This window comes from Sphaerospermopsis sp. FACHB-1194, from assembly GCF_014696235.1.
Classification (GTDB): Bacteria; Cyanobacteriota; Cyanobacteriia; order Cyanobacteriales; family Nostocaceae; genus Sphaerospermopsis; species Sphaerospermopsis kisseleviana.
Map to the genome: position 1 here is coordinate 40,877 of NZ_JACJPU010000006.1, position 23,097 is coordinate 63,973.

Annotated in this window: 21 protein-coding genes; 11 read left to right on the forward strand and 10 right to left on the reverse strand. The window is 36.6% G+C overall.

All coding sequences use genetic code 11. The features are described from left to right. Positions 1 to 40 precede the first annotated feature (40 nt). The 6 genes from H6F45_RS05340 to H6F45_RS05365 all read left to right on the forward strand — a co-directional run bounded on the left by H6F45_RS05340 (position 41) and on the right by H6F45_RS05365 (position 7,094). On the forward strand, positions 41 to 205 hold the full coding sequence (locus H6F45_RS05340) for a microviridin/marinostatin family tricyclic proteinase inhibitor (protein WP_096571775.1): 165 nt from the start codon (positions 41 to 43) through the stop codon (positions 203 to 205). A gap of 439 nt (positions 206 to 644) precedes the next feature. After that, positions 645 to 1,622, forward strand: a complete 978-nt coding sequence (locus H6F45_RS05345; protein WP_137666028.1) for an MvdC family ATP-grasp ribosomal peptide maturase — start codon at positions 645 to 647, stop codon at positions 1,620 to 1,622. A 171-nt stretch (positions 1,623 to 1,793) separates the two neighbouring features. Then, a complete protein-coding gene (locus H6F45_RS05350; protein WP_190346679.1) occupies positions 1,794 to 2,786 on the forward strand; it encodes an MvdD family ATP-grasp ribosomal peptide maturase in 993 nt (330 codons plus the stop codon). A 24-nt stretch (positions 2,787 to 2,810) separates the two neighbouring features. Beyond that, entirely contained in the window at positions 2,811 to 4,610 is a 1,800-nt protein-coding gene (locus H6F45_RS05355; protein ID WP_137666026.1) for an ATP-binding cassette domain-containing protein, read from the forward strand. 115 nt (positions 4,611 to 4,725) lie between these two features. Further along, positions 4,726 to 6,390, forward strand: a complete 1,665-nt coding sequence (locus tag H6F45_RS05360; protein ID WP_137666025.1) for a GUN4 domain-containing protein — start codon at positions 4,726 to 4,728, stop codon at positions 6,388 to 6,390. Positions 6,391 to 6,584: 194 nt separating this feature from the next. Then, entirely contained in the window at positions 6,585 to 7,094 is a 510-nt protein-coding gene (locus tag H6F45_RS05365) for an ureidoglycolate lyase (RefSeq protein ID WP_190346680.1), read from the forward strand. 83 nt (positions 7,095 to 7,177) lie between these two features. On the opposite strand, the gene H6F45_RS05370 is transcribed toward H6F45_RS05365, so the two are convergent. The 3 genes from H6F45_RS05370 to H6F45_RS05380 form a co-directional block, all read right to left on the reverse strand. Continuing rightward, positions 7,178 to 9,058 (reverse strand): ABC transporter ATP-binding protein, encoded by a 1,881-nt coding sequence (locus H6F45_RS05370; protein WP_137666023.1) that lies wholly within the window; start codon positions 9,056 to 9,058, stop codon positions 7,178 to 7,180. A gap of 62 nt (positions 9,059 to 9,120) precedes the next feature. Next, positions 9,121 to 10,473: a glutathione-disulfide reductase gene (gene gor, locus H6F45_RS05375; RefSeq protein WP_137666022.1), complete on the reverse strand. Its 1,353-nt coding sequence runs from the start codon at positions 10,471 to 10,473 to the stop codon at positions 9,121 to 9,123. 112 nt (positions 10,474 to 10,585) lie between these two features. Then, the gene (locus H6F45_RS05380; RefSeq protein ID WP_096571767.1) at positions 10,586 to 11,119 is read right to left on the reverse strand and encodes a peroxiredoxin; all 534 of its coding nucleotides are present in this window, start codon (positions 11,117 to 11,119) and stop codon (positions 10,586 to 10,588) included. A 179-nt stretch (positions 11,120 to 11,298) separates the two neighbouring features. Between H6F45_RS05380 and H6F45_RS05385 the strand changes: the two genes are divergently transcribed. Next, positions 11,299 to 11,733 (forward strand): Fur family transcriptional regulator, encoded by a 435-nt coding sequence (locus tag H6F45_RS05385; RefSeq protein WP_137666021.1) that lies wholly within the window; start codon positions 11,299 to 11,301, stop codon positions 11,731 to 11,733. Positions 11,734 to 12,036: 303 nt separating this feature from the next. Here H6F45_RS05385 and hisG read toward each other — a convergent pair whose 3' ends face one another. Further along, positions 12,037 to 12,669 (reverse strand): ATP phosphoribosyltransferase, encoded by a 633-nt coding sequence (gene hisG, locus H6F45_RS05390; RefSeq protein WP_096571765.1) that lies wholly within the window; start codon positions 12,667 to 12,669, stop codon positions 12,037 to 12,039. 52 nt (positions 12,670 to 12,721) lie between these two features. Between hisG and rppA the strand changes: the two genes are divergently transcribed. The 3 genes from rppA to dusB all read left to right on the forward strand — a co-directional run bounded on the left by rppA (position 12,722) and on the right by dusB (position 15,293). After that, the gene (gene rppA / locus H6F45_RS05395) at positions 12,722 to 13,414 is read left to right on the forward strand and encodes a two-component system response regulator RppA (protein WP_096572838.1); all 693 of its coding nucleotides are present in this window, start codon (positions 12,722 to 12,724) and stop codon (positions 13,412 to 13,414) included. A 132-nt stretch (positions 13,415 to 13,546) separates the two neighbouring features. Then, the gene (locus H6F45_RS27290; protein WP_137666020.1) at positions 13,547 to 14,122 is read left to right on the forward strand and encodes a response regulator; all 576 of its coding nucleotides are present in this window, start codon (positions 13,547 to 13,549) and stop codon (positions 14,120 to 14,122) included. A 118-nt stretch (positions 14,123 to 14,240) separates the two neighbouring features. After that, positions 14,241 to 15,293, forward strand: a complete 1,053-nt coding sequence (gene dusB / locus H6F45_RS05405) for a tRNA dihydrouridine synthase DusB (protein WP_137666019.1) — start codon at positions 14,241 to 14,243, stop codon at positions 15,291 to 15,293. A 113-nt stretch (positions 15,294 to 15,406) separates the two neighbouring features. Here dusB and dnaK read toward each other — a convergent pair whose 3' ends face one another. Then, complete coding sequence (gene dnaK / locus H6F45_RS05410; RefSeq protein ID WP_096571762.1) at positions 15,407 to 17,317, reverse strand: molecular chaperone DnaK; 1,911 nt, start codon at positions 17,315 to 17,317, stop codon at positions 15,407 to 15,409. A 364-nt stretch (positions 17,318 to 17,681) separates the two neighbouring features. Next, positions 17,682 to 17,816, reverse strand: coding sequence for a hypothetical protein (locus tag H6F45_RS26920; protein WP_265586209.1), 135 nt, complete (start codon positions 17,814 to 17,816; stop codon positions 17,682 to 17,684). Positions 17,817 to 17,930: 114 nt separating this feature from the next. On the opposite strand from H6F45_RS26920, the gene H6F45_RS05415 reads away from it, so the two are divergent. Further along, a complete protein-coding gene (locus H6F45_RS05415) occupies positions 17,931 to 18,749 on the forward strand; it encodes an Rpn family recombination-promoting nuclease/putative transposase (protein WP_190346681.1) in 819 nt (272 codons plus the stop codon). Positions 18,750 to 18,832: 83 nt separating this feature from the next. Here the strand turns inward: H6F45_RS05415 and arsC are convergent, their stop codons facing one another. From arsC to H6F45_RS05435, 4 genes are all read right to left on the reverse strand, one after another. Then, the gene (gene arsC, locus H6F45_RS05420) at positions 18,833 to 19,228 is read right to left on the reverse strand and encodes an arsenate reductase, glutathione/glutaredoxin type (RefSeq protein ID WP_236103952.1); all 396 of its coding nucleotides are present in this window, start codon (positions 19,226 to 19,228) and stop codon (positions 18,833 to 18,835) included. 232 nt (positions 19,229 to 19,460) lie between these two features. Beyond that, the gene (gene arsB, locus H6F45_RS05425) at positions 19,461 to 20,621 is read right to left on the reverse strand and encodes an ACR3 family arsenite efflux transporter (RefSeq protein ID WP_137666018.1); all 1,161 of its coding nucleotides are present in this window, start codon (positions 20,619 to 20,621) and stop codon (positions 19,461 to 19,463) included. Between the two features lie 102 nt (positions 20,622 to 20,723). Further along, a complete protein-coding gene (gene arsJ, locus H6F45_RS05430; protein WP_137666017.1) occupies positions 20,724 to 21,986 on the reverse strand; it encodes an organoarsenical effux MFS transporter ArsJ in 1,263 nt (420 codons plus the stop codon). A gap of 94 nt (positions 21,987 to 22,080) precedes the next feature. Next, positions 22,081 to 23,097 carry an ArsJ-associated glyceraldehyde-3-phosphate dehydrogenase gene (locus tag H6F45_RS05435; RefSeq protein ID WP_190346682.1) on the reverse strand — a complete coding sequence of 339 codons (1,017 nt, stop codon included), beginning with the start codon at positions 23,095 to 23,097 and terminating at the stop codon, positions 22,081 to 22,083.

A 23,097-nucleotide genomic window follows, 5' to 3' on the forward strand; every position in this document is an offset into this window, starting at 1 on the left:
AGCTAACATAAAGTTCCTCTGAGGAAAACAGGAATATATTATGACAACAGCAACATTAACGAATATTGAAGCCTTGCCATTTTTCGCTCGCTTCTTGGCCGCAGAAGAAGAACCACCAGAAACACCAACACCACAACCAGAAGAACAGCCATTACCTCCTCCAATATTTACTTTCAAGTGGCCTTCTGATTGCGAAGATTGCTAAATATAGTGAATCTGAAATTGCAGAAATAGCAGCATCAAAAAATTGAAAACTTCTGTTTGTTTCTGAATAAATAGCCAGATATCAAAAATATTTAAGCGATCGCTGCTGGTTGAATATCCCCGAATTCTACCCGTTGGACAGCTACTATACAGGTGTCTACAAGAAATCGGGGATTTATAGCAGGTGACAGGTGACAGGTGACAGTAGAGATGGGGAGATGGGAAGATGGGGAGAAATATTTACCTTCTACCTCTTACAGCAGTTTCGAGGTAAATGAGGTACAAGGTTAACAGGCAGGATGTCTGTTCCACAAGGGTTTTATGATTTGAGTTTGTACCTCACTGGTATGAAATATGCTGTAAATCCTGACTCCTAAGCCCTAATGGAAAGAATTTTTTAGCAAACCATAGTTAATCAAACTTCAATTCAAAAAGTTTTTATGCACCTGTCTCGTGACATTGTTTTATTAATTACTCACAGTGGTGATTTTTTCACAATAGATAGAGTGGCTGAAGCATTGTTAAAAAAAGGGGTGCAACCATTTCGTTTAGATACTGATAGGTTTCCGCTTGAAGTACAATTAACAGCACATTTTGATAACAACAAAATCTATCACACTATAGAATATGGCGGCTATTCTATCAGTACAGAACAAGTACAAGCGGTGTGGTTGCGGCGAATATGGAAACCAAAACTAAGTGCAGACTTAGCTCCTAAGTTTCGAGAAGCTTGTATAAGAGAATCACAAGCCACCTTAAATGGTTTCTGGGATAGTTTGCGGAAAGCGCATTGGGTAGATAATTTAGAATGTATAAATGCTGCCAATGATAAGTTGCACCAACTGCGGGTTGCTACTGAGGTAGGTTTTGTCATTCCTCAGACTCTCGTTACTAACAAAGCTGAAGCTGCAAGAGAGTTTTTCCATCAAGTCAAAGGTAAGATGGTGAGTAAGTTATTAACTCCTTTATCCCAGACTATGGAATCTACTTCTTTCTTTCTTTATACCAGCGTGGTTAAAGAGTCAGACTTAGAAAATGCGGAGTCACTGCGTTACTGTCCGATGGTGTTTCAAGAGCAAATTCCTAAACAGTGGGAATTGCGGGTGGTGTATGTCAATGGTAAAGTATTTGTTGGTGCGTTAGATGCCAGTGTTTATGACACATCTAAAGTAGATTGGCGTAAACCTGGTGTTGATGTTGGTGTATGGCAACACTATGATCTTCCTGAACAAGTGCTGCGTCATTTGCAAATCTTTATGGATAAATTGGGGCTGTTGTTTGGAGCGTTAGATTTGATTGTTACACCATCAGGAGAATATATATTTTTAGAGATTAATCCTATAGGTGAATGGGGAATGCTAGAAAAAGATTTGGATTTGCCTATTGCTAAGGCGATCGCTGATACTCTAGTTTTATAATTACTAACAACTCAATAGTTCTCTAGTTGAGGCTGGTAATTGGTAATTGGTAATAGGTGATGAAATCCCTGTTTTCATCGTGTTCATCCTTTAATCCTGGACATCCTGATTCAGACAGTTAGCCTAACTAGCAACTCATACCAAGTTTAATTAAAAACATATATTTTATTTATGACAATTTTAATAGTCACATATAGCAACGACAATGAAAGTATTCCTTTAGTGATCAAAGCAATTGAAGATCAAGGAGAAACAGCATTTCGGTTTGATACTGACAGATATCCTACAGAAATCAAATTAGATATTTATCAAGGTGATATAGAACGGGTAATGATCACTGATGGGGAAAAGCAACTGGATGTGAGTGAAGTTGCTGCGGTTTGGTATCGCAGGATGCGCTATGGGGCAAAAATTCCCAACACGATGGATCAGCAATATAGAGAAGCATCAATTAACGAATCTCGCGCTACTGTTCGAGCTATGATTGCTAGTCTTCCTGGCTTTCATTTTGATTTGATGTTCAATGTAGAAAGAACTCATCATAAACAACTACAGCTACAAATAGCACGAAAAATAGGACTGCTTACCCCACGCACTCTGACGACTAACAACCCAGAAGCAGTTAAACAATTTGCCGCTGAATGTCATCAACAAGGTATAGTAACAAAAATGCTTTCTTCCTTTGCAATTTTTGGCGAACAGGGAGAACAGTTTTTTGTGTTTACAAGTCCAGTTAAAGATGAGGATTTAGAAAATCTGGAAGGACTGCGTTTTTGTCCGATGACGTTTCAAGAAAACGTACCCAAGGCGCTAGAGTTGCGGATAACTATTGTGGGACAGCGCGTATTTACAGCAGCAGTAAATTCTCAAAGTTGTGCAGGAGCTACCTATGATTGGCGTAAACAAGGGAGAGCATTAAAAGACGCTTGGCAAGCTTATGATTTACCGCCAGATATTGAGAAAAAACTACTGCAATTGATGGCTGAATTTGGTTTAAACTATGGAGCAATTGATATGATTGTCACACCTGATGGAGATTATGTTTTTCTGGAAATTAATCCAGTTGGGGAATTTTTCTGGTTAGAAATATTTGCACCACATTTTTTAATTTCTCAGGCGATCGCAGAAATTCTTCTAACTGGTAAAAATCAAAGTAATAGATAAGTAATAGATATAAATATCGAAATTATGCAAACTCGTAGCGTTACTGATCAAACACCATTTAATCCTTTTGCCACTGCTATACAACTTTGGCGGGATTTGAAATTAGTCGCTGGTCCTTATTGGTATCCAACAGAGTTAGGAACAAGAGCATTTTCTGAAGTGATTTATTCATGGGGAATGTTTATTCTGTTGCTGATATTAATCACTTCCGTTGTGGGTATCAATAGTCTTAGTAGCTTCTGGAATCGTTACGTTTTTGATATCGTCATTGAAGAGAAAAACCTAGAAAAGTATCTAGGTACATTATGGATATCTGTTCTATTTATCGTTGTCACTGTACTTTTAGTAGCATTTTCTAAATATATTAGAAAGAAAATAGCTATGGATTGGTACAAGTGGTTGAATAATCATATTTTAACTAAATATTTGAGCAATCAAGCCTATTATAAAATCAATTTTAAGTCTAAAATTACTAATCCAGATCAACGCATAGCCCAAGAAATTGAACCTATTACCATCAATGCGTTGAGATTTTCCACTACTTTTATAGAAAAATTCATGGATATGATTGCTGCTGTAATCATTCTTTGGACTATTTCTTCACAAGTGGCAATTTATCTCATCGTTTATACAATTGTCGGTAATATATTGGCGATTTTTTTAAGTCAAGAATTAGCGAAAATTAATCGAGAAGAACTAGCATTTAAAGCCGATTTTAATTATTGTCTAACTCATGTGAGAAATCATGCGGAATCAATTGCTTTTTTCCAAGGAGAAACCGAAGAATTAAATATTATTAAACGTAGATTTGAGAATGTGCTGAAAAATTCAGAACGGAGGCTAAATTGGGAAAGAGGGCAAGATATTTTTAACAGTGCTTATCAGTCAGCAATTAGTTTATTTTCTATGTTTACGCTGACACCTTTATTTATTCAAGATCAGATTAATTATGGAGAAATTAGCCAAGCTACATTTTGTAGCTTTATGTTTTCCAATGCTTTAGGTGTATTAATAGCTGAATTTGGTAACTCAGGCAGATTTTCTAGTTATGTCCAAAGGTTAGCGGAATTTTCAGATGCGTTAGCATCGGTAAGCAAAAAACCTGAGAATTTGGGTACTTTTGGTACTATTAAAGTCCTAGAAGAACCCCGTTTAGGGTTTGAGGATTTTACTTTAAAAACACCCAATTATGAACAAGTGATAGTTGAAGATTTATCATTATCTGTTCCCCCAGGAGAAGGGTTATTAATAGTTGGTGCTAGTGGTAGGGGTAAAAGTTCTTTGTTGAGAGCGATCGCAGGTTTATGGAATGCAGGAAGTGGTAGGTTAGTTAGACCTGCATTAAAGGAAATGTTATTTCTTCCCCAACGTCCTTATATAATTTTAGGAACTCTACGTCAACAACTACTTTATCCGCATCCAGATCGGGAAATGAGCGATCGCCAACTAGAAGAAATTCTGCATCAAGTGAATTTACAAAACCTGCTCACCCGCGTCAAGAGTTTTGATACAGAAGTGGCTTGGGAGAATATTTTATCATTAGGAGAACAGCAACGTTTAGCTTTTGCTAGATTATTAATTTCTTTGCCTAGCTTTACTATTTTAGATGAAGCGACCAGTGCTTTAGATTTAAAAAACGAAGAAAATTTATATTCTCAATTACAAGCTACAAACACAACTTTTATTAGTGTGGGACATCGAGAAAGTTTATTTGCTTATCATCAATGGGTACTAGAACTTACAGAAAATAATCATTGGCAACTCTTACCAATTGCAGATTATAAGCGCCAAAAATCAATTTCTCTAACTACTTCATCAAGATAAGCTGTTGTGCATTTAATTTGTATAAGTAAGTGGAACAGGCATCTTGCCCGCTAAATGTCTAATTTATCTCTTTGGAAACTGCTGTAAATTTGGAAAATAACTGAAAATAAAACTTATGCTCACCCAAAAGCCAAAACAATTTATTAATTATAAAAGCATCAAAATTTATGAAAGAACCTATCAATTACCAGTTCTAAAAAATCCTGCTGTAAAAACACTACAAAAGAAAATTCGTGACCGTCAAAAATTAATTAAAGAAGGTGTTCGTTATCATTATATTGCTGGAATAATTAAACGTAAAACAGCAATTACTCAAGGGGAAATTTTAGCAGAAATTCAATTATTTATCATAGATTATAATCAGATTATTGATTTTCTGGAAAATTATCAGGAAAGTTATCAGGGTTTTTTGTTAACGTTGATGGATAATTTAAAGAAATTATTTCAAGCAAAATATTTAGAAATCAGAAATCTCGAAGATGCCCGAAGTAAATTAGAACTAAAAAATCAACAAAATCCGCGGATCTTAAATGAACTCAGATGGGAGAAAAAAGAAAATTTTAAAGCTGTTATCATCTTGAGTAATGCTTATTTATTAACTTTAGAGAAAATTAAATTAATTAGTGAAGGTATTAGTAAACTGGCAGAAGACACTAAGAATCAAAGAAAAATTGTACAACAAATAGTTAAAGATTTAGCAGTATATCAAGAAATCTACGAGTATCAACAAAAAGCTTATAAAATTCGTCAAGAAATAGCTAAACTTGCCCATAATGCCATTAATTTTGAAGATTCTATTCAAGATTATTTTAGTCCTTTTCAATCTTTAATAGATGAAGTGATGAAAGTAGATGAATATTTTTATGCAACTGTGGGAGATATTAAAAATCTAGGGGAAAATATTTTAAATTATCAGTCCAATTTATTTACAACCGAAGACAATGAAGCCTTTTCTCAAACTTTTCTTGATTTTATGGTAAAAAGTTATGAGAAAAATTCTCGATTAAAAGATGTTTTAATTCAATCTCAATTATTAAATTGGCAAAGCCCAAATTTTGATACCAGTGAAAATGGCTTATTCTTGGGTCAAGGTATTGATTTAATCTCAAATTATATATCTCAACAAATATCTCAACAAATCCAAACTCTAGACAAAGCAGAAGTAAATCTTGTCTCTACATCATCTCTAGTTACGACTCAAAAGACAGAATTAATGGAAGTAGCTAATAATCAGATTAGTTCCCAACCAGAATTTTTGATAAATCAAAATATTGACTATACAAAATTGCGGGATCTGCTGGCAGAAAATAAATGGCAAGAAGCAGATATTGAAACTGCTAAATTAATGCTTAAAGTTATGCAAAAAAATTACTGGAATGAAGTTTATCAAGAAGATATTGAGAACTTTCCTTGTCAAGACCTGCATATTATTGACCGACTTTGGGAACAATACAGTTATGGTTATTTTGGGTTTAAAATTCAACAAACAATCTGGAGTGAAATGGGTGGTCAAATAGACTATGAAACAGAAAAGAAATTAGGCGATCGCCTGGGTTGGCGCAAAGATGGAAAATGGTTAGATTATGAAGATTTAACTTTTCAATTATCTCCAATGACACCGATGGGACACCTACCAGCTAAATGGTTACACTATGAACCAAACAACCTCAAATTATCCTCATCATCATCTACAGAAAACCAGTCAATGGCAGCTTGGCGGGTAAAATCTTGGTTAATTTGGCAGATGCACTTATTCTTTTCTCGTGTCAAAATTTGTTAAAGAAAAACAAGGTTAGATTATTCCTAAATCAATAATTCCTCATGAACTAGACTGGTAACTGTTAATATTATTTACCAATATATTATCAATCTTGTGGGGTGGGCATCCTGCCCGCCCTTGTGTACTTCACTCACATAAAATAAACTATAATTTATATAGGATATAGGATAAATAGGATTGTTGCAGGATTTTTTATGACTACATCTTCAACATTAAAACAATTAAAATCAGAATTGATCACACCAGAAAACTTTCAACCCTATGGACAAGTAATATTTGCCAGCAAAGATGGGAAATCTTTTGATTCAGAAGACGCACAATTAAATTTACAAAACGGTATTCCTCGTTTTTATATTATGCGTTTGCACAATAAAGGAACAAAGTTTCATAAAATTACCCGTCATACCCAATGTACTCAATGTTTAGGTTCTTTAGAAGGAAAAAATTGGTTTATGGCAGTTTGTCCACCTAAAAACGACATTAACAAACCTGTATTAGAAAAACTTGCTGCTTTTCGTATTCCTGGAAATTGTTTTATTAAATTAGAAGTTGGAACTTGGCACGCAGGACCATATTTTGATCATGATTTTGTAGACTTTTATAATTTAGAGTTAAGTGATACAAATGTGGTAGATCATTTCACTCATGATTTTCTCAAAAGTCATCAGTTAGAATTTGAAATGGTTTCAACAATGGACAATTAACAATGGATAATTGACAATTTTCTCAGTAGAAAAATTTTTCTCTTGTCTTCTTAAATTGTCAATTATCAATTATCAATTACCGTCTAAGTTCCCAACATTTGTAAATTATGCAAAGTTGAATAAAGTCCACCTTGTGCTATTAATTGTTCGTGACTTCCTTGTTCAATTAATTCTCCCCGCTTCAATACAAAAATTCGGTCTACATTCCTAATAGTTGACAAACGGTGAGCAATAATAATTGCCGTGCGTTTGATTAAAAGTTGATTTAATGCTTGTTGAATTAACGCTTCTGTTCCCACATCTAAATTAGCTGTAGCTTCATCTAATACCAAAATTTGCGGGTTACGAATAGCAGCCCGCGCAAAGGCTAAAAGCTGTTTTTCTCCACTAGAAATATTTGTTCCTCTTTCTCTTAATTGGGTATCATATCCTTGAGGTAATTGCTGAATAAAATCAGCAACATTCGTTTTTTGTGCTGCTTGTTCAATTTCTTCCAAGGTGTAACTATCCCCTAAAGTAATATTACTTTTCACATCACCAGCAAACAAAAAAGCCTCTTGCAAAATTACCGCCATATAACGCCGCAGTTCTGCTTGTGGTATTTCCCGAATATCAATACCATCAATCAAAATACGTCCTTTTGTTGGTTCATAAAGCCGACATAACAGCCTGATAATTGAACTTTTACCCGCCCCAGTAGGTCCGACTAAAGCTATTTTTTCCCCTGGATGAATGATAAAGTCTAGATTTTTAATGACATAATCATCATCTTTGTAAGCAAACCAGACGTTTTCAAATCTAATTTCTCCTAATTCTGGTGCAGTGTTAAAATTCTGTGCTTCTAAATCTCTAATTATCTCATCTATATAACCAAATTGATTATCTAAAATTGATAACCGAGGGTTACTTTTATCTTTGATTTCTACTGGTTCATCTAAAATACCAATAACTCTTTCAATAGCAGTAAAACCAGCTTGAATAGTTGTAAATTTCTCAGCAAAGTTTTGCAGAGGAAAAAATAATTTTTGCCCATATAAAACAAATGCAGATAAAATACCAAAGCTGAGATTATCCCTTAAAATTAGTAAACTGCCTACCCACAATACACCAGCAATAGCAATTAAACTAACCCATTCTAAAGTAGAGGAAACAGCAGAATCATACCAAATGCTAGTATCAACTTCTGCAACATATTTTTTATTAGTCTCTCTAAATAATTCTGCGTTAAATTTTTCTCGGCGAAATAACTGTACTACATTTACACCAACAATATTTTCTTGTAGTTGTGAATTGAGTTTTGATAGTTCTTCTCTAGTTTTATAGTTGGCTTGACGATATTGTTTTTGAAAGTAAATAATTAAGCAGGAAATTGGTAGCAATATAAGTAGTAATAGAATCGCTAGTTGCCATTGGATAGAAAACATAAAACCAATAATTAGCAACATAGAAAATAAATCAGCAAAAATTCCGACAGCACCAGTAGCAAAGACATCTCCTAAACTTTCAACATCGCTGGTTAGTCTAGTAATTAGTTTACCTACGGGTGTGCGATCAAAATATTTAACTGCTAATGATGTCACATGATGAAATAAGTCTTTACGAATTTCTGCTGTTATTTTCTGTCCTAATTTCTGTACTAAATAACCCTGATATCCTGTCAGCAATAACTTGATAATAATTGTTATCAAGAATAATCCTTGAATGATAGTTAAACCTTCATATAAAGAACGATTTTTGATAAATTCATAAACACTGGGTTCTTGACGAATTAAAGATATTGCTTGTCCAATTAATAACGGTTGAACAGAGTTAGCAATACCAAGAGGTATGAGCAAAAACATTGATACTACTAATAAACCCACGCTACGGCGAGCATAGGGTAATAAACGCAAAAATAACCGCCAGTCATTTTGATTTTGGCGGGATTTTTCTGGAGATTTCTTTTTATTTGGATAGATGCTCATGTTATCAATTATCAGCTATCAATTATCAGTTATCAGTTATCAGTGATAACTGACAACTGACATTATCTCATGGTAACAAACTCTTCCGCTGAACTCGGATGAATACCGACTGTAGCATCAAAGTTAGCTTTGGTTGCACCCATTTTAATGGCGATCGCCACTCCTTGAATAATTTCTGCCGCATTTGTACCTACCATCTGCGCCCCCAATACTTGATCAGTATTTTGATCAACCACTAATTTCATCATGGTTTTTTCTTCTTTACCCGCTAAAGTATAATACATGGGACGGAAACGAGAGCGATAAATTTTCACTGCATCACCATATTTTTCTCGCGCTTCTGCTTCAGTTAAACCCACTGTAGCCGCTTCTGGTGTGGTAAAAATCGCTGTGGGAACGTTTTCATAACTCATGGTGCGAGATTTGCCACCAAATACCGTATCAGCAAAAGCTCTACCTTCATTAATTGCTACGGGTGTTAAGTTAATATTATCCGTACAATCCCCCACTGCATAGATATTTTCTTCGTCTGTACGGCTATATTTATCAACTACAATTGCTCCATTTTTGAGTTGAATTTTGGTATTTTCTAAACCCAAGTTTTGAGTATTTGGTTTCCTTCCTAACGCCGCTAAACTCACCGCATCCACAACCACAGTATCCTCAGACTCGCCATCTTTGCGAACTTTGACTTTGATTCCTTCTGCGTCTTTTTCAAAGCCAATTATTTGAGTGTGATTGAGAATTTTTACCCCGTGGTTTGTCATTCCTTGTTGAATTTCACTTCGCAAATCATCATCAAACCCACGCAAAATCATATCCGCACGAGTGATCTGGGTAACTTCTGTTCCCAGTCCATTCATGATACAAGCAAATTCTGAACCAATATAACCACCACCTAAAATCACCATCCTTTTTGGTTGTGTTTTCAGGTGAAAGATCTCATCAGATGTAATAGCATTTTCAATTCCAGGAATATCCGGTTTTGTTGGCTTTCCACCCACAGCAATTAATATTTTATCTGCTGTAACTGTTCTTTCACCTACTACAATTGTATGGTTATCAATTAATTTTCCATATCCTTGTAAAATCTCAACTTGGGAATTATCCAACATTTTTTGATAAATTCCATTCAGACGATCTACCTCATTATTAACTGCGGTAATCATCTTTTCCCAATCTAGAGAACTTTTAACAGCACTCCAACCATAGCCTACAGCATCAGTAAATAATTCGGGAAAATGAGAAGCATAAACCATGAGTTTTTTAGGCACACAACCACGGTTTACACAAGTTCCACCCAGTCTATCAAACTCGGCAATTCCTACTTTCGCACCATATTCCGCCGCCCTTCTTGCAGTCGCAATACCACCAGAACCAGCACCAATTACAAATAAGTCAAATTCGTAGGTCATAACAATTTTAGATTTTAGATTTGGGATTTTATTGATTAATCATTAGTGATTAGTTATTAGTCATTAGTTATTTTTCCCAATCACCAATTACCAATCACCAATTACCAATCAACTATTTCACACTTTTGAGGTAATTTAACATGGTGTCTGCATCTGACACTTCAAAAGGATCGGTGGGACAATTATCATCAAAACCAGGCTCAATAAACATTTTTTCAATTTTGCAGTTATTAACTACCATTGAGTAGCGCCAAGACCGCATTCCAAAGCCCAAGTTAGCTTTATCTACTAACATTCCCATTTTCCGGGTAAATTCGCCATTGCCATCGGGTAACAAGAAGACATTGTTCGCACCTTGTTGTTTACCCCATTGGAACATCACAAAGGCATCATTTACAGATATACAAATTATTTCATCAACTCCCAAAGCTTTAAATTCGTTATAGAGTGCTTCGTAGCGAGGTAGGTGGGAGGTGGAACAAGTGGGAGTAAACGCACCAGGTAATGAAAATACTACTACACGCTTACCAGCAAACAGTTCTTCAGTGGTGCGATCTTGCCAACGGAAGGGGTTGGGTCCACCAATGGACTCATCACGAACACGGGTTTTAAAGACAACGTTAGGAACGGTTTCGATTACAGCCATGTTGACCTCTTGATGTTTTGATGTGTGAAATTGTGTTTGCTTTTTGTCTCTATCTCAGAATAATTCTGATTTAATAAAAATTCAATAGTTATAAATACTTAATTTTTATAAAAAGTAACATATACTATAATGTGCTAAACTATAATTAGGGTTAAATCTCTATAAATACGGCAATAGTTATGCAGGAAAAAGCAAACGCAATTATTCAAACCTTAAAATCCAAGGGTTTGCGGGTGACACCTCAGCGCTTTGCGGTCTATGCAAATTTGTTATCTCGCACAGATCACCCAACTGTTGAGCAAATACTGACTGATTTAAATAAAGATTTTCCTGTTTCATCCCAGGCCACTATATATAGTTCTCTACAAGCACTCAGAGAAGTGGGACTGGTGAGGGAAGTATTATTGCAAGAGGGGGTATCTCGTTATGATGCTAATGTTCAACCCCATCATCACTTTTGCTGTCAGTCTTGCGGTGCTATTGAAGATATAGCTTGGGATACATTTCAATGTATTGAGTTAAAAAATCTCCGTCCTGGTTTGCAGGGAAAAACCTACGAGGTTACAGTTCAGGGAGTATGTGATGCTTGCGAGGAAAGTAGCGATCGCTGTTAGTAAAATAGGGTTTGCTGAATAAATGGGAAAACATTACAGTTAAAGAATTTGAGCTATTTTGACTTTCAAACAATGCAAGAGTTTTGAGGGTAAAAATTAAAAAATCTTGCACAACAGCTTAAAAATTAAAACTTACCCACTGTCTAAAACTGTCACCTGTCAACTATCCTCACGACATGATATGACAATCACCTCTCCCTGAAAGGAAGAGGATTGAAAAAGCAGAATTTTGGGTTTTTACACCTTTCAAGGGGAGGTTTTAAACCTTGAATAAAACAATTGTCAATTGTCAATTATCAATTATCAATTATTAACTCTTAGCTGTTCCACCACTTTGTGTAAATTACCCATATTCAAACGATAGCTCAAAGGATGAACAATTAACCTCGCCGTACTTTCATACAAAGTCGCAATTTCCACTAAACCATTTTCCCGCAAAGTTCGTCCTGTAGAAACTATATCGACAATAGCTTCAGACATACCCGTAATCGGTCCTAATTCCACCGAACCATACAAAGGAACTATTTCAATCGGTAAATCTAAACTTTGAAAATACTCCCGCGCACAATTAACATATTTAGAAGCAACTCGACCATGAGCAGGTAAGTCTAAAGGAGATTTGTAAGAACTAGAAGCTTTTACCGCCACAGACATCCGACAATAACCAAATTGCAAATCAACTAATTGTCCAACCTGCGGTTTTTTCTCTCGTAGCACATCATAACCCACAATACCCAATTGCGCCTGACCATATTCCACATAAACAGGTACATCTTGCGCTCGTACTAACAGACCTTTAGCTTGTCCACTAGCATCAGGAATTTGTAGTTGGCGGTTTCCAGCATCTAAAAAACCACTAAAGTCCAATCCCGCAGATTGCAGCAAGCGGATGCTATTTTTAAGTAATTCCCCTTTTGGTAGTGCGACAGTCAGCATTATTTTTTTTGATATCTTTGTCTTTGCGGTTTATTATCTCACCACAAGCAACATGAGAATTTTATTAGTTGATGATGAAATCGAACTCACAGATCCCTTGAGTCGTGTCTTAACTCGTGAAGGTTATACTGTGGATGCTGCTTATGAAGGAATAAGCGGCAGACAACTGGCACAAACTAAAACCTATGACTTATTAATTTTAGATTGGATGTTGCCAGGAAAAACAGGCTTAGAAATTTGTCAAGAATTACGCACTCAAGGTAAAACTACCCCTGTACTATTTCTCACCGCTAAAGATACCTTAGATGATCGGGTGCAAGGTTTAGATGCAGGTGCAGATGATTATTTAGTTAAACCTTTTGAACTGCGGGAGTTACTAGCAAGAGTCCGTGCTTTGTTACGTCGTTCTAGTTTTGATGCTTACAGTACCACAGTCGGACGCTTAGTAGTAGCTGATTTAGAACTGGATGTAGAAAATCAGATAGCCTATCGTCAAGGGAGAATAATTGAGCTATCGCAAAAAGAAAGCCATCTACTCAAATATTTTATGGAAAATGCAGGACAGTTACTTACACACAGCCAAATTATGCAACATTTGTGGACAGATGACGAACAACCAGAAAGTAATGTCATTGCTGCCTTAATTCGCCTGTTACGTCGTAAGATTGAGATAGGTGGAGAATCTGCACTAATTCACACCGTTTACGGTAAAGGGTATCGTTTCGGATCTACGGTGATCGAATAATACAAAACTTAACCATAATTTTTCTTGTAAGAATTACTAATTTGGTATATTTTTCTATATAAAAATAAATAGTTTGGATAAATTAATGTACAAACTTATCTTTATAACCAAGAATTAATTGCTAATAAACGAGTGCTAATAGTTGACGATAATATCATCAATCGCCAAGCCTTGATGTTACAATGTCAGTCTCTGGGTATGATAACTGCTAATGCTATGCAAGGAGATCGGGAAAAATGCCTGGCAGCGGGGATGAATGACTACACTACAAAACCAATTAGAATTGATGATTTAACAAACGCTTTACGTAATTGTCAAAAACAAGGTGTGAGTAATATTGAAATTGTTGAAAATATGCCTAATAATATACTTGATGCTTCGGCTTTAAAAGAACTGAAAGACATTATTTGCAATAATGACGCAGAACAATTTATAGAAATAATACAATGTTATTTGGAGGATACGCCTCAGCGTTTGCAGTCGATTCAGGATGCTATTACTCAAGGAGACGCAAAAACACTACAATTAGAAGCTCATGCTCTCAAATCTAGTAGTGCTATTGTCGGTGCTAAGACTTTATCTGAATTTTGTAAAGATTTAGAAGATTCTGGTCGTAATAAAAACTTAGCAGAAGCCCCATCAAAATTATCCAAAGCAATGACAGAATATCAAAGAGTTGAAGCAGCTTTACAGCTAGAATGTAAGTAATAGGCAAGAGGCAAAAGGCAGGATCGAAGACGTTTTGAAGGTACTTGACTTTTCTGTATGTACTTTGTTTCTAGTCATTATACTTCATTTAATTGATTGAATTTATTGAATTATTCTTATGCTTTCACTGTCCCCCACTCTTCAAGCTCGACTTTCCCAACCTTTAAAAATCGGCTCATTTGAAGTCAAAAGCCGGGTGTTACAATCACCATTATCCGGGGTGACAGATTTGGTATTTCGGCGTTTAGTGCGGCGTTATGCACCAGATTCAATGATGTATACGGAAATGGTAAACGCCACGGGGTTGCATTATGTCAAACAACTACCAAAAATTATGGAGGTAGACCCCAACGAACGCCCTATTAGTATTCAGTTATTTGATTGTCGTCCTGATTTTTTAGCCGAAGCAGCAGTTAAAGCAGTAGCAGAAGGTGCGGATACTGTTGATATTAATATGGGTTGTCCAGTTAATAAAATCACTAAAAATGGTGGTGGTTCTTCCTTATTAAGACAACCGGAAGTAGCTGAAGCTATTGTGCGGGAAGTTGTGAAAGCTGTTGATGTTCCCGTAACCGTGAAAACCCGCATTGGTTGGAATGATAAAGAAATTACCATTCTTGACTTTGCTAAAAGAATGGAAGATGCGGGTGCAAAAATGATTACCGTGCATGGTAGAACCCGCGCTCAAGGTTACAATGGTAACGCTCGTTGGGAATGGATAGCCAAGGTAAAAGAAATCTTATCTATTCCTGTAATTGGAAATGGGGATATTTTCTCAGTTGAAGCGGCGGTAAGATGTTTAGAAGAAACCGGTGCAGATGGGGTGATGTGTTCCCGTGGAACTTTGGGTTATCCGTTTTTAGTCGGTGAAGTTGACCATTTCTTAAAGACTGGGGAATTATTACCAGCGCCCACACCCATAGAACGTTTACAATGTGCCAGAGAACATCTTTATGCTTTATGGGAGTATAAAGGCGATCGCGGAGTTCGTCAAGCCCGTAAACATCTCACCTGGTATGCTAAAGGTTTCACGGGTGCAGCAGACCTGCGCGGACAATTAAGTTTAGTAGAAACCGTGCAACAAGGTTTAGATTTAATTGATAAAGCAATAGAAAAAATATCCTCCGGTTATGAACCAGAAGATTGGGGACTGGGGACTGGTGACTGGTGACTGGGAAAAAATTTTAGATTTTAGATTTTAGATTTTAGATTGGAGTTATTTGTATTCTTCCCAATCACCAATCACCAATCACCAATCACCAATCACCAATCACCAATCACCGCTTACTTACTCTCAGTAAAATCAGCATCAATCACATCATCACCACCACCGGAAGGAGGAGTAGAACCACCACCAGCACCGGGACCTTCAGCACCAGGAGCAGCACCACCACCAGCTTGTTGATAGATATTGCTACCTACTGCAAACAACGCTTGTTGCAATTCTGGTGTGAGTTTCTTGATTTGCTCATCATCTTCCTTAGCTACTGCTTCCCGCAAATCTTTCACCAAAGCTTGAACCTTGGTTTTATCAGCTTCTGGAACCTTATCACCTAATTCTTCCAATTGCTTCTCAGCTTGGTAAGCTAAAGAGTCAGCTTGGTTCTTGCGTTCAATTTTCTCACGACGTTCTTTGTCCGCAGATGCGTTGCGTTCAGCTTCCTGTACCATGCGTTCCACATCATTTTTATCCAAGGTGGAAGCACCAGTAATGCTGATAGATTGTTCCTTACCAGTTCCCTTATCTTTTGCAGTAACGTTGAGGATACCGTTAGCATCAATGTCAAAGGTAACTTCAATTTGAGGTACACCACGGGGAGCAGGAGGAATACCATCTAAGCGGAAAGTTCCCAAACTCTTGTTATCGTTAGCAAACTCCCGTTCACCTTGCAGAACATGAATTTCTACGTTGGTTTGACCATCAACCGCAGTGGAGAATACCTCAGATTTTTTGGTAGGAATAGTTGTGTTACGAGGAATAATCTTGGTCATCACTCCACCCAAGGTTTCCACACCCAAGGATAGAGGAGTTACGTCTAACAACAAGATACCTGTAACGTCACCAGCAAGCACACCCGCTTGAATAGCAGCACCCACAGCTACCACTTCATCAGGGTTAACGCTTTGGTTAGGGTCTTTACCCAACACCCGTTTTACTACTTCCTGAACTGCGGGAATACGAGTAGAACCACCAACTAAAACAACTTCATCAATATTGCTCTTGTTTAACTTAGCATCTCTGAGAGCATTTTCTACAGGAATGCGACAACGGTCAATTAAATCGGAACAAAGTTCTTCAAAAGTTGCACGAGTTAAAGTAGTATCCAGGTGTTTTGGACCATCCTGGGTAGCGGTAATGAAGGGAAGGTTAATTTCCGCTTGGGTAACGCTGGATAGTTCAATTTTGGCTTTTTCCGCAGCTTCAGTCAGACGTTGTAAAGCTTGTTTATCTTTGCGGAGGTCAATACCTTCTGCTTTTTTGAATTGTTCTGCTAAGAAGTCAACTATTTTTTTATCGAAGTCGTCACCACCCAAGTGGGTATCACCAGAGGTTGCTAATACTTCAAATACACCATCACCAACTTCTAATACAGATACGTCGAATGTACCACCACCTAAGTCAAATACCAGGATGGTTTCGTTGCTCTTTTTATCAAAACCGTAAGCTAGAGAAGCGGCGGTAGGTTCGTTGATAATCCGTAATACTTCAATACCAGCGATTTTACCAGCGTCTTTGGTTGCTTGACGTTGGGAGTCGTTGAAATAAGCAGGAACGGTGATAACTGCTTGGGTAACGGTTTCACCCAGATATTTACTAGCGTCTTCTACCAGTTTGCGGAGAACTTTAGCGGAAATTTCTTCTGGTGCAAATTGCTTACCAGCACCGGGAGAATCTAGTTTAACGTTACCACTGCTGCTGAGAACTTTATAAGAAACTTCTGTAGCTTCGTTGGTAACTTCGTCAAAACGGCGACCGATGAAACGTTTTACAGAATAAAAAGTATTTTCGGGGTTCATCACCGCTTGACGTTTAGCGATTTGACCTACTAAATTATCACCATTTTTCGCAAACGCCACAACAGATGGTGTGGTTCTAAAACCTTCAGCGTTAGCAATTACAGTGGGTTTACCACCTTCCATCACTGCTACGCAAGAGTTAGTTGTACCTAAGTCAATTCCTACTACTTTTGCCATTTTGGGTGCTGCTTCCGTATAACTACAAATGAATGGGATTATAAAGGACTAAATGTTTGAACCTTATATTTGAACCTTATGTTTGAACCTTTTGAACCAACTGATTGAAAATAAGCAGTCAGTCCAGCATGGTTGCGCTAGTCTGGGGTGAAAACCACAAGTTACGCTGATATATATACTGAACTTATGTAGCCAGTCCATGAAGGGTGGTTTCCCGAACCTCCCGAACCTTGGATGGGACGGTTTATTTTAAAGGTTGTTTTTAGTTGGTTCATGGATTGAACTGCTGTTACTCTGAATAATGTATGAGAATTAATACGTTCAGGAATTGGGGTGAACCGTAATTTCTAAGTCGTATTTGCCGTCAAAGTGGGATAATGGTGATTGGTGACTGGTGATTGGTGATTGGTGATTGGGGAGAGAATAAATAATGATGGTAAATCAGCAACAAGTAGGTCAACATAATTAAAAGTAAAATAGAAGTGTATAAAGTGGACATATCCCTGATTTCTTAAAGAAGTTGGGGATATGGATATTACGTTTTTTCAGGTTCAGTTACTTAGCAAAAGTAAAATTTTCCCAGTGGCAATTTCCCAAATCTCAATTATCCATAGTGAAAACTGACAGCATATTTTACCGACTTTTTCAAGAGTTTCCGAGTATATTTTTTGAATTAATTGGTCAGAAAACACAAACCGCAGCGGCCTATAAATTCTCATCTGTGGAAATTAAACAAACCGCTTTTCGCATAGATGGGGTTTTTCTACCAAAACAAGATGTACAAAACCCGATTTATTTCGTGGAAGTGCAGTTTCAAGACGATGCGCGAATTTATTACCGTTTATTCTCGGAAGTTTTTTTATACCTACGTCAATATCAACCTCAAAATCCTTGGAGGGGGGTTGTTATTTATCCCAGTCGCAATTTAGATACAGCAGATACTCAACATTACAGTGAATTTTTCACCAGTCAGCGTGTCAGCCGAATTTATCTAGATGAACTGGGTGAAAGTGCATCTTTACCCATTGGTATTGCTACGATAAAATTAATCATCGAAGATGAAAACAAAACAATTACCACAGCTAAAGAGTTAATCAACAGAACCAAGCAGGAAATCAATCATGACAAACAACGACAGTTATTAGAATTGGTAGAAACTATCTTGGTTTACAAGTTTCCTAGAATGAGTAGAAAGGAGATGGAAGCTATGTTTAGTCTAAGTGATTTGAAACAAACAAAGGTTTATCAAGAAGGACGTGAAGAAGGACGTGAAGAAGGACGTGAAGAAGGACGTGAAGAAGGAAGCTTGGAAGCAAAATTAGAAGCTGTTCCTAGATTATTAGCTTTAAATTTAACTGTGGAACAAATTGCCCAGGCTTTGAATTTAACAGTTGAAACTGTGCAGAAAATTGCTGAAGGGATGCAAAATTAGTAAGTAATCAGTCATCAGTAATCAGCTATTATTTGGGATTGATGAGGAATTTTAGCTGATTGCTGACTGCTGATAGCTGAATGCTAGGATAAATCGGCAATTAATTTAATAACTCTTTCCTTTACCTCATCTCTGATACGCCGAAATGTGTCAATATTCTCACCTTGAGGATCATCTAATTGCCAATCTGCAAACACTTCTCTTAATAACCATTCCTGGGGTAAATTTACCCCACAACCACATAAAGAAATCACAGTATCAAAATCTTCTGGGTTAAAGTTTGTGAAAGGTTTAGAAGTTTGACTACTAATATCAATGCCCACTTCTAACATAACTTGTACAGTAATTGGATCTACTTCACTGGCTGCTAAACCAGAACTATAAACTTCTATTTTTCCCTGTCCCAAAGTTTTAGCAAAACCTTCCGCCATTTGGGAACGACGGGAATTTTTATTACACACAAACATTACTTTTTTCATGGTTTTTTAATTGATAAACAACCAACACAGAAGACACAGACTGGAAAAATCAAACCTGATATGTTTGATAACATCTAATACCAATTCTGTATGAAGATGCACAAAATTATATAACGAACCGCAAAGAACGCAAAGGACACAAAGTGAAGAGAGTTTTAGAGAGTTTTTGGAGTGGCTAAGTTTATTTTTTCTTTCATTGGTATGCTCCTGTTTTCTCCTAAATCTTGATCAACTAATTATTAGCACTAAAAACATTAATACAACGCGGATCTGGTAATGTCGCTTTTTCCGGTTCTCTGGGAAACCATGCTGCTGTGCGTTTACAAAATTCCACCAACATCAACATTACAGGAACTTCAATTAAAACCCCTACCACCGTTGCTAGTGCTGCACCAGAATTTAAACCAAATAACATGACTGCTGTGGCGATCGCAACTTCAAAATGATTACTAGCACCAATTAAAGCTGCTGGGGCTGCATCTTCATAGGATATATTTAATTTTAATGCGGCTACATAACTAATTAAAAAAATGAAATTAGTTTGGATAAACAAAGGAACAGCTATTAATAAAATATGCAAAGGATTTTTAACAATTAATTCTCCTTTGAAAGCAAATAGCAAAACTAAAGTAATTAACAAAGCTGAAATTGCCACAGGAGAAAGATATTTTAAAAATTGTCTTTCAAACCATTGTCTACCTTTATATTTAAAAATCCAATAACGGCTATACATTCCTGCTGCTAAAGGCAAACCAACATAAATTAACACCGATAAAACAATAGTTTGCCAAGGTACTGTTAAATCATTTGCTGCTAGTAACCATCGCCCCAACGGTGCATACAAAAATAGCATAGTTAAAGAATTAACTGCTACCATTACTAATGTATGACCTTGATTTCCATAGGCAAGATATCCCCACATTAAAACCATTGCGGTACAAGGCGCAATTCCTAATAAAATCGTACCAGCTATGTAGGAATTAGCTAAACTAATTTCACTACCTCTAATTATTTCTGTACCTGTAATTAATGGTTTAAATAACCAACCTAAAAAGAACTGAGAAAATACTACCATTGTGAATGGTTTAATTAACCAATTCATGACTAAAGTGAGAATTACAGGTTTTGGCGCACGCAGGGCATTTACAGCTTGGGTAAAGTCTATTTTCACCATGATCGGGTACATCATGAAAAATAAACAAATAGCAATAGGAATGGAAACTTGATAAATACTAATAGCGTCAAGTGTGACAGCAATACCTGGAAATAAACGACCTAAACCAATTCCTACTAAGATACAAATAAACACCCAAACAGTGAGGTATTTTTCAAAAAAGCTGAGATTGCTTTTAGCCTTGATTGGAGTTATATTGTCTCCGTGATGTAGATTCATATAGTCCTCCAAAACTCTAATAAATTCACAGCAACATTACACACTCAAGGAAATTAACATCTGTCACCTGTCAACTGTCACCTGTCAACTGTCACTTAATTTCTATTCTCCATCTCCACCTTTCCAAGCAATATTTTTACTAGGTTGGGGGTTAGGTAACTTGAGAGAAACTAAAGCTGCTGCTAAGACAAAAACCATTGATGTCCACAGACAACCAACTAAACCAAATAATTGATAAACTAAACCGGATAATACTGTACCTGCAAGACGACCACCGGAGTTAGCCATATAATAGAAACCAACGTTTAAGGCTACTTTATCATCATCAGTAAATGCCAAAACCAGGTAAGAATGAACTGCGGAATTAAAGGCAAATACCACACCAAATAAAAGTAGTCCACTAATAATAACTATATTAGCAGGTAAATTGATTTGGAGAGCAAGAGCGATCGCACAAGGAACAGCAGTTAAAGTAAATGTCCAAAACTGGATAGTTTGAGATTCCGGTGGACGACCAGAACCGAATTTTTGTAATAAATTAGGTGCTAAAAATTGCACAATTCCATAGCCAATTACCCAACAAGCTAAAAACCCACCCACTTGATAAAAAGACCAACCTAAAACCTCACGTAAAAATACAGGTAAACCCACTACAAACCACACATCCCGCGAACCAAATAGAAAGAACCTAGCCGCAGATAAAATATTAATTTCCTGACTTTTAGAAAACAGTTGACTAAATTTAACCTTCTTCTTAATTTTGCCCATACCCTGGGGTAATAATAAACCAGTGAACATAATTAAAAATAGTCCACCTGCCATAATTAACAAAGCATTGACAAAACCAAATACAGATAACAAAGCACTACCAACAAAAAAACCAACGCCTTTTAAAGCATTTTTAGAACCCGTTAAAACAGCCACCCATTTAAACAAAGAAGACTGGGCATCTTGAGGAACAACCAAACGAATAGCACTTTTAGAACTCATCTTAGTTAAATCTTTAGCAATGCCTGAAAATGCCTGGGCTACCATTACATAAAAAACTGCAAACCACTGCACCCACTCAGGATTTAAAAAAGACAACATTACCAAAGAAAAAACCTGTAAACCGATACCACTATAAAGAGTAACTTTCAATCCAAATTGCGAACCTATCCAACCGCCCAAAAAATTAGTAACAATTCCAAAAACCTCATAAAACAGAAATAAAAACGCAATTTGTAAAGGTGTATAACCGATTTTATTGAAATACAATAAAACCAACATCCGCAAAGCACCATCAGTAACAGTAAACCCCCAATAAGCCAGGGTAACTAAAGCATAATTTCTTAAATTTGCACCCGAACCAGTAGTAGAAGCCATGATTAAAATCTCTAATTTTCTTTGTCTCTCTGCGACTCTGCGTCTCTGCGTGAGAAAAAATATTTAGGGTAGGAAACCCACCCTTTAAAAACCATTATTTCTGCAAACTTAAAGCTACTTTTTTAGCTAATTCCGCCATCCGGTTAGCATAACCCCATTCATTATCATACCAAGCTAAAATTTTCACCTGAGTTTCATCAACAACCATCGTAGAAAGGGCATCAATAATGGAAGAACGAGGATCATCTTTATAGTCAATTGACACTAAAGGACGTTCTTCATAACCCAAAATTCCCTTTAATGGTTCTTGTTCGGAAGCTGCTTTCAATAAACCATTAATTTCTGCTATTGTTGTGGGTCTCACAACTTCAAAAACACAATCTGTTAAGGAAGCATTCAACAAAGGAACACGCACAGCTAAACCATTCAATTTACCATTTAATTCTGGATAAATTAAACCAATAGCTGTAGCTGAACCAGTAGATGTAGGAATTAATGAAAGACTTGTTGCCCTAGCCCGACGCAAATCTTTATGAGGTGCATCAACAATAGTTTGAGTATTAGTATTATCATGAATTGTGGTAATAATTCCATGCTTAATTCCTAAGCCTTCATGAATTACTTTGACGACAGGTGCTAAACAGTTGGTAGTACAAGAAGCGGCGGTTAAAAGATGATGTTTTTCAGCTTCATAAAGGTGATCATTTACCCCCATAACAATATTTAACGCCCCTGCTTTTACAGGTGCTGCAACAATTACTTTTTGCACACCTCTTTTGAAATAAGGGTTAAGAGTTTCTGGACTTCTAAACTTTCCTGAACATTCTAAAACAATATCAACTCCAAATTCTTCCCAAGGAACTTCACCAGGTTGGGAATATTCACTAAAAGTTAAGGGTTTATTATCAATAAATACTCTGTTTTCTCCAGCTTCAACTTCTTTTTCCCACTTTCCATGTACAGAATCAAATTTGAGTAAATGCGCTGCTGTTACTGCACCACCTTTAAGTTCATTTATATGTACAAATTCTATTTCTGGCCAACTCCAAGCAGCGCGAACTGCTAAACGTCCCATGCGGCCAAAGCCATTAATTCCTACACGAATTGTCAT